We start from the raw sequence: 14,054 nt of genomic DNA on the forward strand, positions 1-14,054 counted from the left end.
TTAAGCGTTTAATTATATTTAGTACTATTTTAACTTAGGGATGACTTAGCTTTCGGTTAAAATATATTTATTAATTTATTGAATAAACTAGGTTGGGTGATGAAAAGGGTATCCGTTGGATTTATTGCATTTACTGTTTCAGTAATAACGCCTCTGGCACATGCTGATACGCTAAGTGCTGGTTTTGGTGTTGGCTTATGGAAAACCTCACCATCAGGAACCCTTAACAACATCAATATCAAGCAAGATGCAGGACTAGGCACAGAAAACAACAGCTATGCTTGGGCCTATATAAACCACCCTCTTCCTTTTGTACCCAATGTTCGTATTGAGCGCATAGACCAATCCTACTCAGGAACAGGAACGGTATCTTCATTCCTTGACACGAGTTTTAATGGCAATGAAACCCATACGCGAATGACGCTGGATCAGACTGATGCGTTACTCTATTGGGGATTCTCATTACCCTTGATCCGCTTTGACTATGGCTTAGGCGCCAAACAGGTGTCAGGCGATGTCACGATTACCGATATCAACTCAAACTCAAGCCACCAATCACTCAATGAAACCCTGCCTATAGGTTATTTATCTGGACAACTTAGCCTACCTTCGTTGCCCATTACCCTATCTGCCGATACAAAAACCTTGAGGAGTCGATTTAACGATACCACTTTTAAAGCACGGTATGACATCACAACATTTGGTCTCAAACTGGGTGCCGAGGCGGGCTATCGAACTCAAATCATTAATAGCAATGACATTAATAACCTTAACATTGATATGAAAATAGACGGCTACTTTGCTGGAATAACCCTGGTTTTTTAGACAGTTGAATGTCAACCTCTGACTTTATTCAGACGCTAAGGGCGAATCTAAATACCCAACAGCATCGCCACTGTGTGGTAATTTGTGGTGACTGGAAATGGCGAATCGAACAACTCGCCCACCATGAAAAAAATAGCGGGTTTTGGGTAGGGGAACCAAGCCCCCTTGCAAACTTGGCACCGCTTCAACCCTCTCAAATTCGACACCACTTAGGTCAGGAAATCCCCACTGCGGTCTTTTGCGCTGAACAGGGAATTGACGCAGATGCATTGGGAATTATCAGTGGCATGGTGCAGGCAGGAGGCATTTTATGGATTTTAATTCCACCGCTCAACGCTTGGCTTAAGCTGCCCAATCCTGCCAATCAACGCTTTTTAAATCACCCTCAATCCTATCTAGAGGTAAACCAGGGGTTTACTCGCTTTCTGTACGCATCCTTGAAAACCCATGCACTTTGGTTGGAGCAGGGGCAAAACCTGCCCAAACTGTCTAGCAATCAGATGCCATTCCAGCACAAACTTCAAGGTTTAACACCTGACCAACAACACGGCCTTGATGCTATTTTACATTGCGGATTTGGCCATCCAAAACGCCCTTTATTGCTAGAGGCGGATCGTGGACGCGGCAAGACCAGTCTGCTGGGTATAGCCGCTATTGAACTACTGCTGCAAGGTAAAAATCATATCGTTATCACCGCAAGCCGTTTGTCACAAGTCGCTACCGCCTTTGAACAGGCAGCATTAAGCCTTGAAGCACGGAAAATACCCTATCAACAACAACCAGGCCTGCTGATGTTTGAAACCAAAACCCTTGAGTTTAGAGCGCCTGACAGCCTGATAGGCTCGCCACAAACGCTAAGCCACAAGGCGTTTGATCTGCTGATGATTGATGAAGCCGCGCAGCTAGCCTTACCGCTTTTACAGTCATTGGTCCTAGCCCATTCTCGTGTGGTAATGGCCACCACCCAACACGGCTATGAGGGTTCAGGGCGAGGGTTTGGACTCAGATTCAAACCCTTTCTTGACCAAACTTTTCAGCATTGGCAGAGCCGGTGCCTTCAACAACCGATTCGTTGGCATCACAATGATCCACTTGAAATACTGATTAACCGAATGCTTTTGCTTGATGCCGAGCTGGATGGGGTTGAATCCGGTTCAAATACTGAGCTGATTATTCGCCGATTGGCGATTGCCAAGCTAACACCAGTAGAATTGAAGCCAATCTTTGCGCTCTTGGTTCAGGCGCATTATCAAACTTCTCCTGCAGACCTGCAACAACTGCTCAGTTCGAACGACTTAAACCTTTATATTGGCTATCAAAACCAACGTTGCGTGGCGGTATTACTGGTAACGCGAGAAGGCGGCATCCCATCTCCGGCTCGTCACCGACGAGTCAAAGGGCATCTCGTGCCTCAGAAACTGCAGCAAACCTACGGTGACCTTGATCTTATGTCAAAACACTCAGAAAGAGTCATGCGTTTAGCGGTTCATCCGAACTTACAACGCCAAGGTATTGGTCGCAAAATGGTCGAGGCTTGGCTAAACCAAACCCAAGCAGAATTTGCCAGCGTCAGTTTTGGCGTCACCGCAGACTTGTTTCATTTTTGGAAACAACTTGGTTTCCAATCTACGCATCTTGGAGCGAAAAGAGATAAGGCCAGCGGCACACACAACCTGATCATGCTCAAATCGCTTAATAGCACAGTGGAATTCGGCAAGCTATTCAAGCTGTATCAACAACAATTACCCCATAGCCTAATGGAGTTTATTACCGGACTGGAACCTGGCCTGGTCATTGAGTTATTAGCTGAAAACACGCCTGACAGCCAGCAGATTTTTGATTTTCAGCATTATCTCGAAGGAACACAAGCCTATGAAGCGATCAGCCATCAACTTTGGCATTGGACAGTTTGTCATGCAGATTCAATGCGCAGATGGCCACAGCCATTGCAAGCCATATGGCTAGACAAAATTTTACGCAAACAACCTTGGCAACAGCTAGCCGATACCTACCGACTCGCAGGAAGAAAAGGGGTTGAAGATCTGCTTAAACAAGCCCTTAATCAAATATAACAGCCTGCCAAAAACAAGACCCACTAGCGCTTAACTGCTAAACACCACCGTCTTGTTACCATGAATAATAACGCGATCCTCCAAGTGATAACGCAATCCTCTCGCTAACGCGGTTTTTTCTACATCTCGACCTTGACGGCGCATTTCTTCAATCGAGTGCGCATGACTGACACGAATCACATCCTGCTCAATAATCGGCCCGGCATCCAATTCTTCAGTCACATAATGGCAGGTTGCACCAATTAACTTAACCCCACGTTCATAGGCCTGGTGATATGGCTTTGCGCCGACAAACGACGGCAAGAAGCTATGATGAATATTAATCACGCGACCTGCATAATCTGCACACATTTTGGGCGGCAAAATCTGCATATATCGCGCCAGCACAACCAAATCAGCTTGATAGTGCTGCACTAGATGCTCAGCTTCTGCAAAAGCTTGTGGCTTGGTCTCAGGTGTAACCGGAACATGGTGAAAAGGAATGTTGTACCATTCCACCATCGAGCGCAAGTCCTGATGGTTAGCAATCACACACACGATCTCACCCGGCAAGTCTTTTTCATGCCAACGGTACATCAAGTCGGCCAAACAATGTGACTCTTTACTGGCGAATAAAGCAATGCGTTTAGGCTGATCGGAGTCGGTCATAAACCATGTCATATTAAACTGATCTGCTATCGGTGCAAACTTGGTTTTAAAATCCTCCAAGCCTAGAACGAGTGAACTGGCTAGGATCTCATGACGCATAAAAAACCAGCCGTTGCCTGCATCAGTATGGTGATTGGCTTCAACAATCGTACCGCCCTGCTCGGCGATAAAACTCGCCACTCGTGCCACAATACCCACCTGATCCGGACAGGACATCACCAAACGATAAACTCGACTCATCTCTAGATTCCAAATAATGCAAAAAACGCTATGATACCAAAACCCAAAAGTATAGGCACAGGGCTGTGCTATACTTTTGGGTTTAAATGACTAATAAATTGCAAATATCATGTTAAGAATTGTTTCTTTTAATGTAAATAGCGTGCGAATGCGCCCCCACCAGCTTGAAGCCTTAGTTGCACAACATCACCCCGATATTATTGGCCTACAAGAAACGAAAGTCCAAGACCAAGACTTTCCGGTCGAGATGATTGAACAGCTAGGTTACAAAGTTGAATTCTTTGGTCAAAAGACCCATTATGGTGTTGCGTTAATCTATAAACCGGAATTGGAATTAGTACAACTTCAAAAAGGTTGGAATACCGATGATGAACATGCGCAACGCCGCATGATTATTGGCGATTTCAAAACGCCAAGCGGTGAAAAACTAAGAGTGTTAAATGGCTATTTTCCTCAAGGCGAAAAGCGTGACCATCCGATTAAATTTCCCGCTAAACTCGCTTTTTACCAAGACCTAATGCACTATCTAAACAACGACTGTACCCCTGAGCAGAACCTGGTGCTAATGGGTGATTTTAATATTTCACCACAGGACATAGATATTGGTATCGGCGAGGCTAATCGACTTCGCTGGCTCAAAACCGGAAAGACCAGTTTTTTACCAGAAGAGCGTGAAATATGGCAACAGCTTATCGACTGGGGCTTAAAAGACACCTATCGCTGTATCTATCCCGACAACGCAGAGCGCTTTAGCTGGTTTGACTATCGCTCGAAGGGATTTGAAGATGAACCCAAACGTGGTCTGCGAATTGACACCCTTCTTGCCACCGCCCCGTTAGCCGATAAGGTCATTGCCTCTGACATAGGCTATGGCATTCGTGGTATGGACAAACCTTCAGACCATGCACCGGTTTGGTCAGATTTTAATATCCAATAGCTTAAAGAAGCCAAATTAATGATTACAGAAAACCCTCTACGCCATAGTTTGATTGATTTTGAAAATTTATCACAACAAATTCGACGTTATTGGCTCAAACCTGAACAGCCATTTAATTACCAGGCGGGCGACTATATCATGCTTGGTTTTGATCCTGCCGACTTGAAACCCTTCTCGATTGCCAATGCGCCGTCTGCCAATGGCTTACTCGAGTTGCACATACGTTATGACCAGGCTAGCCCTTGGATGCAACAGTTGTTTTCACTAGAAAAAGACAGTTCACTCTACTCCAGTTCAGCCAAACCTCAAATGCAACTACACCCAGAAAGCTCGCTTAACCTTTTTATCGCAGGTGGAACTGGACTTTCTCCAATGAAAGCCCTACTGGAAGCACGCATTGCTGAAGGCTTAACCCTACCAACTAAACTCTATATGGGCGCACGTCAAGCAGAAGAACTCTATCTCAACCAAGCGATGCAACAACTGGCTGACAACACACCCCTGTTAGAATATATTCCAGTAATTTCTGAGCAGGAAAGTTATTCAGGTTTTAAAGGCCTAGTTCACGAAGTCGCAATTCAGCAAAATCCGCAGCTAAGCGATGCCTCCGTTTATCTCTGTGGCGCTTGGGCGATGACGCAAAAAGCCAAACAGGATTTTATTGACGCAGGTCTCAATGTGCGGAACTTTTTTCACTAACCATCGTCGAGGCAGTTATGCAAATTTTTACCGGGTTGGTTTTAGTCTTTAGCCTAGGATTGTTAATAGGCTGTAGTCATCAAAACCAAAGAGAGACAGAACAACAAAGGGCTGACCAACGCACGGCTCAGCAAATTGAAGCGACCGAACGTGGTGCGCGCGAGGCGCACCGCCGTCTCGATCAGTATTAACGATTATCAAGCATTTTGTCGATTTCTCGATCCAAGGCTTGAAGTGCTTGCTGACTTTGAAACTGTTGCCACAATGCATCTTCATTACGCAGACTGGTTTTAATGCTATTGCGCAACGAACCTTGATCCTTAACGCCCACCAACAACACCAGTGTGCCGTCTGGTGCGACCCATCTAGCTAACTGATTAGAACCATTTAGCGTTTGATTGGCTACTTGTCGGGATACATTCGCAATATTCGCCTCATAGGTCTGTGCCTCGCCCGTTCCGGTAGTTCTAGTCCAGTTTTCTAACATATTCTTAACTTCAACTTCCATCTGGCGGGCAAGATCATCGCGTGCATTGCCCATTGCCACCGTGCGTTGCATATTGTTATCACCGGCCGGATTTGGCGCGGCTTCACCCACTGCAGCCAAACCACCTTCATATTGCGGATCACAATACCATTGCGGCGCTTTCACACCTGGTTGGTATTCACAAGCCTGCGCGCTTTCAGCCTGCTCCAGTTTCTGCTTGTTTGCACAAGCCGACAGGAACACCAGCATTATCGCGACCAATCCTAGCTTAATCTTCATTGGATAACCCCTATTGAGCCAATACGCCATCAACCATCGCTTGCGCTTCAGACAAAATCTGATCCAAATGCGCTTGGTCTTTGAAGGATTCGGCATAGATTTTATAAACATCTTCGGTGCCGGACGGACGTGCGGCAAACCAACCGTTTTCAGTGGTGACTTTTAAGCCGCCAATCGCTGCACCATTACCGGACGCATGAGTGAGTTTTGCGCTAATCGTTTCACCCGCAAGTTCGGTTGCACTGACTTGATCTGCACTAAGCTTGCTTAGCTTGGCTTTCTGTTCACGATTCGCCGCGGCATCAATGCGTGTATAAATGGGCGCAGCAAACTGTTCGGTCAAGGCTTGATAATGCTGCCCTGGGTCTTTACCTGTTACTGCAGTAATTTCTGCCGCTAACAAGTTCATAATAATACCGTCTTTATCAGTGCTCCAGGCCAAGCCCTGGCGGTCTAAGAACGAGGCACCGGCCGATTCTTCACCGCCAAAACCGAGACTACCATCCACCAGGCCTGGTACAAACCATTTAAAACCGACCGGCACTTCGACTAGTTTACGCTCCAGTTTGGCCGCCACACGATCAATCATCGAACTGGATACCAGCGTCTTACCGATACCCGCTGTTTTCGACCAGTTAGGACGATGCGAATACAAATAATCAATCGCCACCGCCAAATAATGATTCGGGTTCATTAGGCCGACGGAAGGCGTAACAATACCATGACGATCGGCATCCGGGTCATTACCAAATGCAATATCAAATCGATCTTTTAAATCAATCAAACTGGCCATTGCATAGGGTGATGAACAATCCATCCGAATCTTGCCGTCTTTATCCACCGTCATAAAGCGGAAAGTCGCATCAACATGCGGGTTAACCACTTCAAGATTTAAGCCATAGTGTTCAGCAATGGGTTGCCAAAAATCAACCCCTGCACCGCCCATCGGATCGACGCCAATTTTTAAGCCCGAATCGGCAATCGCTTGCATATCGACCACTTCATGCAGTGTTGAGATATAGGGCATAATCAAGTCTTGTGACTTCACCAGGCCTGAGTTCATCGCTTGGGCTAAGCTGATGCGCTTAATGGCTTTACCGCCATCAAGCAAAATCTGGTTAGCACGCTGCTGTACTTGATTGGTTACATCGGTGTCCGCCGGTCCGCCATTGGTAGGGTTGTATTTAAATCCACCGTCCTGCGGCGGATTATGTGAAGGCGTAATCACGATGCCATCGGCCAACCCCGTTTCGCGCCCGCGATTATGACGAATGATCGCATGTGAAATCACCGGCGTTGGTGTGTAACGGCCACGGCCTTGAATAATCAATTGAATTTGGTTAGCCGCCAAGACTTCAATCGCGGTAGCCTGTGCCGCCTCTGATAACGCATGGGTATCCATGCCGATATAAATCGGGCCGGTAATGCCCGCTTGTTGGCGGTATTCCACCAATGCCTGACAAACTGCGGCAATATGATCATCATTAAAACTGGTTTTTGACGAACAACCACGATGCCCTGAGGTGCCAAAACCCACCGCTTGTGCTGGCTGGCTGACATCCGGCTTCAACGCATAATAGTCCACCATCAGTTGTGGAATATTGTCTAACAGTTCCGCAGGGGCCGGTTTACCGGCAAATTCTGATAACGCCATAGATCACCTCTTTGGTTGTTCGTTAAAACACTGTTTATATCGCATCAATAATGGCATTGAATGTTGCGCTTGGACGCATTACCGCATTCGCCTTGGTGCTATCCGGATGGTAATAGCCACCTAAATCCACCGCTTGTCCCTGCACGGCATTCAGTTCGGCCACAATCGTGTCCTGTTGGCTGGTCATCGCCTCGGCAACCGGTTTAAAGCGTGTTTGCAAACCCGTGTCTTGGGTTTGTTCTGCCAAGGCTTGTGCCCAGTAAAGTGCAAGGTAAAAATGACTGCCGCGATTATCCAATTGCCCCAGCTTGCGACCCGGCGATTTGTCTTCATCCAAAAAGCGACTGGTCGCTTGGTTGAGCGTATCAACCAACACTTTGGCTTGGTTGTCACCGGTTTGATTGGCAAGATGTTCAATCGACACCGCTAAGGCCAAAAACTCACCTAACGAATCCCAGCGCAAAAAATTTTCCTGTACCAACTGTTGAACATGCTTTGGCGCTGAACCGCCTGCACCGGTTTCAAACAATCCACCGCCGGCCAACAGGGGCACAATCGAAAGCATCTTCGCACTGGTGCCCAGCTCTAGAATCGGGAATAAATCGGTTAAATAGTCACGCAACACATTACCTGTAACCGAAATCGTATCCAAGCCGTCTTTCGCGCGCTGCAAGGTGAGTGCGGTGGCATCGCTTGGTGATAGAATTTGAATATCTAGGCCTTTAGTATCATATTGATCCAATGCCACCTCAACTTTCTTAATCAAGTTGGCATCATGCGCACGCTCGGCATCCAACCAGAAAATCGCCGGCGTAGCGGTCAAACGTGCGCGCTCCACCGCTAAGCGGACCCAGTCTTGAATCGCCACGTCTTTGGTTTGACACATACGCCAAATATCACCCGCCTCAACCGCATGTTGCATTAAACAATCGCCCTGCTCGTCGATGACCTTAACCAGGCCTGGTTGGGTAATTTCAAAGGTTTTATCATGCGAACCATACTCTTCCGCTTTTTGCGCCATTAAGCCAACATTCGGTACCGTGCCCATGGTCGCCGGATCAAACGCGCCGTGTTGTTTACAGAACGCGATGGTTTGCTGGTAGATACCGGCATAACAACGATCTGGAATCATCGCTTTCATGTCCTGCAGTTCACCCTGCGCATTCCACATTTTGCCGGAAGCACGGATGGCCGCTGGCATCGAGGCATCGATAATAATATCGCTAGGCACATGCAGGTTAGTAATCCCCTTATCCGAATCGACCATCGCCAGGCCTGGTTGTGTTTGGTAAATCACCTGAATATCGGCTTCAATTTGCTGACGCTGATCTTCCGGCAGGCTTTGAATTTTGCTCAGCACATCACCAAAACCGTTATTTGGATTGACGCCTAACTGCGCAAAGGTATCGGCATATTTGGCAAACAGGTCTTTAAAATAGACCGTCACGGCATGACCAAACATAATCGGGTCGGAAACCTTCATCATTGTGGCTTTGAGATGCAAGGACAATAACACACCCTGCTGCTTAGCCTCGTCAATCTGCGCCTGATAAAACGCCCGCAAGGCCTTAGCGGACATACGTGAAGCATCAATCACCTCACCGGCTTGCAACGCAAACGGCGCTTTTAACACGCTCACTTCGCCACTCTCAGCATGAAGTTCGATTTTCACCGAGGTCGGTTTTTGCAGCACCACCGATTGTTCCGAACCATAAAAATCTTCGGCTTGCATATGACCGACATGCGACTTGGAATCCGCAGACCACGCACCCATGCTATGCGGATGTTTTTTGGCATAGTCCTTAACGGGTAGCGCCACACGACGATCAGAATTGCCTTCACGCAACACCGGATTCACCGCTGAACCCAGCACCTTGGCATAACGCGCTTTGATGTCTTTTTGCACGTCATCTTCCGGTGAAGCCGGATAATCCGGTATCGCAAAACCTTGCGCTTGCAATTCTGTAATCGCCGCCGTCAACTGCGGAATCGATGCGCTAATATTGGGTAATTTGATGATATTCGCTTGCGGCGTTTTAGCGAGCTCACCCAGTTCAGATAAGGCATCCGCTTGACGTTGCATCTCGGTTAAATAATCAGGAAACTGGGCCAAAATACGTCCGGCTAACGAAATATCACGGGTTTCAACGGCAATACCCGCCGCACCGGTAAAAGCGCGAACAATCGGCAACAATGAGTAGGTGGCTAAAGCCGGCGCTTCATCGGTATGGGTATAGATAAGTGTCGATAATACATCTGTCATAACGCTTCCTTAAATCAAATTATATTTTTTCAGCGACGCAAATTCGATTGCGCCCTAGTTCTTTAGCTTTATACAAGGCGTCATCTGCACGCTTCAAAAGCTTATATACAGGCTCTTTGGTCTTAGCTGATGACAGATTAGCGACACCTAGGCTAATAGTAATAAAACCAAAAACCTTAGAATAAGCATGCGGAATCGCCAAACGATTCACCTCTGCATGCAGGCTTTTGGCCACCAACATTGCACCCTCTAGGTCTGTATCAGGCAAAATGACCGCAAATTCCTCACCACCATAACGCGCCAACAAATCAGTCGGCCGTTTTACCACTCTAGATAACGCACGCGCAACCTGTGTTAGGCACTCATCCCCAGTTCCATGCCCATAGTTATCATTAAACGGCTTGAAGAAATCAATATCAAGCATAATCAACGACAAGGTTCCGCCTGAACGTTGTAACCGACTCTGCTCCTTGCTTAAAACCTCGTCAAAATGACGTCGATTAGCGATACCAGTTAAACCATCAAGGTGAGAAAGTTCCTCAAGCTGGTCTGTTTTCATTTTAAGCAACATATGATTACGTAAACGTGCTTTAACAATCGGTAAATGAAAGGGTTTAATAATGTAATCAACCGCTCCAATATTAAGCCCGCGTTCTTGATCCTCGTTATTTTGTAACGCCGTCACAAAAACCACTGGAATCCCCATCGTTTTAGGATCCGACTTAAGCTGCTTACATATGCTATAGCCATCCATGTCAGGCATCATGATATCTAGCAAAATAAGGTCCGGTGGGCATTCTGAACTAGCCATTTGAATTGCTTGCCAGCCTTGTGTTGCAACGATAATGCGGTAGTCATCTTGCAAAGCATTCGCCAGCATTTGAATATCTGAAGCGATATCATCTACAATTAGAATCGTCTGTTGATCATGCGACATAATTATTGTTCTCCAGGCACTAAAGCCAAAATATCCTTTTCAAGTGCTGACAGCAAAACCTCCGCCTGACGAAAATTAAACTCAGTAACCGCCAATTGAATTTCAGGATAATAACGTTCGAGCAAGTCCTTGGATAAAACTTTTTCAAAGGCCGTTAATCGATCCAGGCTAATATATTCATTAACATGAACGGCGGCTTTTAAGGTCTTTAATTGCTCTAATGCCCCCTGCTTATCAAACACGCCAAGTACTGCCTCACTCTGCCAATTATCAATTAAAAACTTAACCGACTCGATAGTTTGATTCATAACCTGCTGAAATTGATTTAATTCAACTTCTGAAGGCACCAACTGGTCAGACAACTTCTGGTCAAGATGGTTTAACACATCGGTCAAATCAATTAATGCTAAATTACTAGCGACACTTTTTAAGCTATGCGTCATCGCCTTCACCTGTACCCATTCCGCTAAGTTTTGATTAGATAAACTTAGCAACAAGCCATACAGCGAGTGATACGTCCCATCCATCTGGCGTAAGAAATTAGCTAACAAATGCCTGTAAAGTTTTTGGTTACCTTCTAATCGACTTAAGCCCTGCTTAATACTTATACCTTTTAACTTAAAACCAAAAGCAAATGATTGTTCAAAGCTAGAAGACCTTGAGGCTCTAATCGGTCGATTACCTTGTTCAAGCCAACGCGCAAGAGCAAAGTGCAATAACTGACTATCAATCGGTTTACACAAGTGATCTGTCATCCCCGCTTGTAAAGCTTTTTCTCGACTCTGTTGGGTTGCTGAGGCTGTTAAGGCAATAATCGGCAAATCCGGATGGGTTTGTTTTATTAAAAGGGTCGCTTGAAAACCATCAATACCTGGCATTTGAATATCCATTAATACCAGATCAAACATTGCTTGGTTACAAACCTCAACCCCCTCTTCACCCGAAGCGGCCAAGGTGACATTTAAACCAAAACTTTCTAACTGTGCCTTAAGCACTTGCCGATTGATAGGATTATCTTCTACCACCAAAACACGCCCTTTTAGCTGGAAAATCGGCTCATCTAAATTTACAGCCGAACCTGCCTGAGCATCGTTTCTCAACTTTAATGGCAAACGAAAACTAAAAGTGGAACCCTTGCCTTCCAATGTTTCTAGCTCAATCCCTTCACCATTTAAGGCCTCAACCAAGCCTTGACTAATCACCAGCCCCAGGCCAGATCCCCCATATTGTCTTGTAATCGAGCCGTCCGCTTGGCTAAAGGGCTGAAATAACTTGGCCTTGTTTTCAGCAGAGATGCCAATGCCCGAATCACTCACCTCAAATGACAAGCAGGCCTGCTCCCCCTCAAGCTTAACAATACGTATCACCAACCTAACAAAACCCTGCTCAGTGAATTTAATCGCATTACCCACTAGATTAGTTAAAATCTGTGTCAGTCGAAATTTATCACCAATAAAGGCCTGAGGAAATTGAACATCGGTATCAATCGTAAAAACTAAGTTTTTAGCCTGCGCGGCATATTGAAATAAGCCTTTCAAGCTTTCTTCAATATCTGCCAAATAGAAGTCCTCTTCAACGAGTTGCACCTGCGTTGTCTCAAGTCGAGTAAAATCAAGGATATCATTCAAAACCGACATTAGACCTCGAGCAGCTTGCTGAATTTGTTTTATTTTTGTCTTAGAGTCGATTGACATTTTCGGGTCATCGATTAACTCGCTGAGTCCAATAATCGCGTTCATTGGTGTTCGAATTTCGTGACTCATATTCGCTAAAAACTCGGATTTGGCTTGATCCGCTTGCAGCGCGCGCTGTTGCGATACAGCAAGCTGTTCATTTAGCAAAATATACTCTGTTTGATCAAGCAAATAACCATAAAGCTTGACCAACTCACCACGATCGTTGTATTCAGGACGCGTATAGTCATAAACCCACCGAATCGAGCCATCTTTATGCATTAAGCGGTAGCGCGACTCCCAAAAACCTAATCCCTCATCAAGATAACGCGCTCTCTCCTGCTCAATACGTTGTCGATCCTCAAGATGTATTAAATTAGAATATAACCCTTGACTTTTATCGATCATTTCGGAGCTATAACCTAAGAGTTGTTCAATATTTTTTGACACAAACTCAATAGGCCAACCTTCTTTAGCATGCCAAATCAGCACACTAACCGGACCACCAGCAAACAAATCACGCTCGGCTTCAGCTTGGCGCTTTTGACTTTTCAACAGCGCAGCCCAATCCTGATAAACTAATGCCACTAAATCTTTTTGATGCAAAATCCCGCAAATTCTTTCTTGTTCATCAACAACAACTAAACGCTTAATATGCTGTTCTCGACTAAAATTAAGCGCATCATGCAGCGTCATATCTTCATGCAAAGTGACCAAAGGACTACTCATATAGTCACCGACCGGTCTCTGCCAATCAACCTTCTCATCAAACAGACGAATCAAATCACTTTGCGTGATGATCCCAACGGGCTGGGTATCCGAGTCCGCCAAAACCAGTGCCGCACTTTGATTTAAAGGCGCTAGTTTTTTAAATGCTTGTTCTAAGCTATCATCGACCCTGACCCTAACAATTCTACTCAGGCGCACCACTTGTCGTAACGATTTATTTTGCGCAAGAAATTGCGGATCAAGACTAGCTGCCAGATCACTATAGCTAATAATTCCGGTTAAATAGCCATCCGGATTGATTAAACAAAGATGCTCGTCAACATGCTCACTGATTAAGGTGATCGCATCAATGACATTCGCAGTTTCGGCAATAGTGGGAACCTGGTTAAGATTAATATTATCTAGGGATTGCGTAAAAGGAACCTTGTCTGCGCTGAGCTTGACCAATTCCTTCGCGGTAATAATGCGCAAACCTTTTTTTCCGGTAACAATCACATCACGAATATTATGCTCACGCATATGATGAACAGCCTGCTCAATCGATGCCTGTTCAGAAATGGTGATCACATTGCGCGTTGCAAGTTCAATTAGTTTCGGAAAAAACAATAATA

Annotated in this window: 11 protein-coding genes; 5 read left to right on the top strand and 6 right to left on the bottom strand. The window is 45.7% G+C overall.

What is annotated here, in order from left to right; translation table 11 throughout:
* Nucleotides 1-99 precede the first annotated feature (99 nt).
* Nucleotides 100-825: a TIGR04219 family outer membrane beta-barrel protein gene (locus tag JX580_RS10580; protein ID WP_248850504.1), complete on the top strand. Its 726-nt coding sequence runs from the start codon at nt 100-102 to the stop codon at nt 823-825.
* An 8-nt stretch (nt 826-833) separates the two neighbouring features.
* Nucleotides 834-2,897: a GNAT family N-acetyltransferase gene (locus tag JX580_RS10585; protein WP_248850505.1), complete on the top strand. Its 2,064-nt coding sequence runs from the start codon at nt 834-836 to the stop codon at nt 2,895-2,897.
* A 30-nt stretch (nt 2,898-2,927) separates the two neighbouring features.
* Here the strand turns inward: JX580_RS10585 and purU are convergent, their stop codons facing one another.
* The gene (gene purU / locus JX580_RS10590; RefSeq protein WP_248850506.1) at nt 2,928-3,785 is read right to left on the bottom strand and encodes a formyltetrahydrofolate deformylase; all 858 of its coding nucleotides are present in this window, start codon (nt 3,783-3,785) and stop codon (nt 2,928-2,930) included.
* Between the two features lie 109 nt (nt 3,786-3,894).
* Between purU and xthA the strand changes: the two genes are divergently transcribed.
* Genes xthA through JX580_RS10605 form a run of 3 tightly spaced genes read left to right on the top strand, consistent with a single transcriptional unit; the run spans nt 3,895 to nt 5,612 of the window.
* Nucleotides 3,895-4,722 (top strand): exodeoxyribonuclease III, encoded by an 828-nt coding sequence (gene xthA, locus JX580_RS10595; protein WP_248850507.1) that lies wholly within the window; start codon nt 3,895-3,897, stop codon nt 4,720-4,722.
* Between the two features lie 18 nt (nt 4,723-4,740).
* On the top strand, nt 4,741-5,421 hold the full coding sequence (locus JX580_RS10600; protein WP_248850508.1) for an oxidoreductase: 681 nt from the start codon (nt 4,741-4,743) through the stop codon (nt 5,419-5,421).
* Nucleotides 5,422-5,438: 17 nt separating this feature from the next.
* On the top strand, nt 5,439-5,612 hold the full coding sequence (locus JX580_RS10605; protein ID WP_248850509.1) for a hypothetical protein: 174 nt from the start codon (nt 5,439-5,441) through the stop codon (nt 5,610-5,612).
* Here the strand turns inward: JX580_RS10605 and JX580_RS10610 are convergent.
* Genes JX580_RS10610 through JX580_RS10630 form a run of 5 tightly spaced genes read right to left on the bottom strand, consistent with a single transcriptional unit; the run spans nt 5,609 to nt 14,049 of the window.
* The gene (locus tag JX580_RS10610) at nt 5,609-6,187 is read right to left on the bottom strand and encodes an LPP20 family lipoprotein (protein ID WP_248850510.1); all 579 of its coding nucleotides are present in this window, start codon (nt 6,185-6,187) and stop codon (nt 5,609-5,611) included. The genes JX580_RS10605 and JX580_RS10610 overlap by 4 nt on opposite strands.
* Nucleotides 6,188-6,197: 10 nt before the next feature.
* Entirely contained in the window at nt 6,198-7,841 is a 1,644-nt protein-coding gene (gene pgm, locus JX580_RS10615) for a phosphoglucomutase (alpha-D-glucose-1,6-bisphosphate-dependent) (protein WP_248850511.1), read from the bottom strand.
* A gap of 34 nt (nt 7,842-7,875) precedes the next feature.
* Nucleotides 7,876-10,104, bottom strand: coding sequence for an NADP-dependent isocitrate dehydrogenase (locus JX580_RS10620; RefSeq protein WP_248850512.1), 2,229 nt, complete (start codon nt 10,102-10,104; stop codon nt 7,876-7,878).
* Between the two features lie 19 nt (nt 10,105-10,123).
* Nucleotides 10,124-11,041: a diguanylate cyclase gene (locus JX580_RS10625; RefSeq protein WP_248850513.1), complete on the bottom strand. Its 918-nt coding sequence runs from the start codon at nt 11,039-11,041 to the stop codon at nt 10,124-10,126.
* Between the two features lie 2 nt (nt 11,042-11,043).
* The gene (locus JX580_RS10630) at nt 11,044-14,049 is read right to left on the bottom strand and encodes a CBS domain-containing protein (RefSeq protein ID WP_248850514.1); all 3,006 of its coding nucleotides are present in this window, start codon (nt 14,047-14,049) and stop codon (nt 11,044-11,046) included.
* Nucleotides 14,050-14,054 lie beyond the last annotated feature (5 nt).

The sequence above is a fragment of the Thiomicrospira microaerophila genome (genome assembly GCF_023278225.1).
Lineage (GTDB): Bacteria > Pseudomonadota > Gammaproteobacteria > Thiomicrospirales > Thiomicrospiraceae > Thiomicrospira > Thiomicrospira microaerophila_A.

Bases quoted from the DNA above. Each gene is read 5' to 3' on its own strand.
- purU (WP_248850506.1), bottom strand. From the start codon at position 3,785: ATGAGTCGAGTTTATCGTTTGGTGATGTCCTGTCCGGATCAGGTGGGT.
- JX580_RS10580 (WP_248850504.1), top strand. From the start codon at position 100: ATGAAAAGGGTATCCGTTGGATTTATTGCATTTACTGTTTCAGTAATA.
- xthA (WP_248850507.1), top strand. From the start codon at position 3,895: ATGTTAAGAATTGTTTCTTTTAATGTAAATAGCGTGCGAATGCGCCCC.
- JX580_RS10610 (WP_248850510.1), bottom strand. From the start codon at position 6,187: ATGAAGATTAAGCTAGGATTGGTCGCGATAATGCTGGTGTTCCTGTCG.
- JX580_RS10620 (WP_248850512.1), bottom strand. From the start codon at position 10,104: ATGACAGATGTATTATCGACACTTATCTATACCCATACCGATGAAGCG.
- pgm (WP_248850511.1), bottom strand. From the start codon at position 7,841: ATGGCGTTATCAGAATTTGCCGGTAAACCGGCCCCTGCGGAACTGTTA.
- JX580_RS10605 (WP_248850509.1), top strand. From the start codon at position 5,439: ATGCAAATTTTTACCGGGTTGGTTTTAGTCTTTAGCCTAGGATTGTTA.
- JX580_RS10600 (WP_248850508.1), top strand. From the start codon at position 4,741: ATGATTACAGAAAACCCTCTACGCCATAGTTTGATTGATTTTGAAAAT.
- JX580_RS10585 (WP_248850505.1), top strand. From the start codon at position 834: ATGTCAACCTCTGACTTTATTCAGACGCTAAGGGCGAATCTAAATACC.
- JX580_RS10625 (WP_248850513.1), bottom strand. From the start codon at position 11,041: ATGTCGCATGATCAACAGACGATTCTAATTGTAGATGATATCGCTTCA.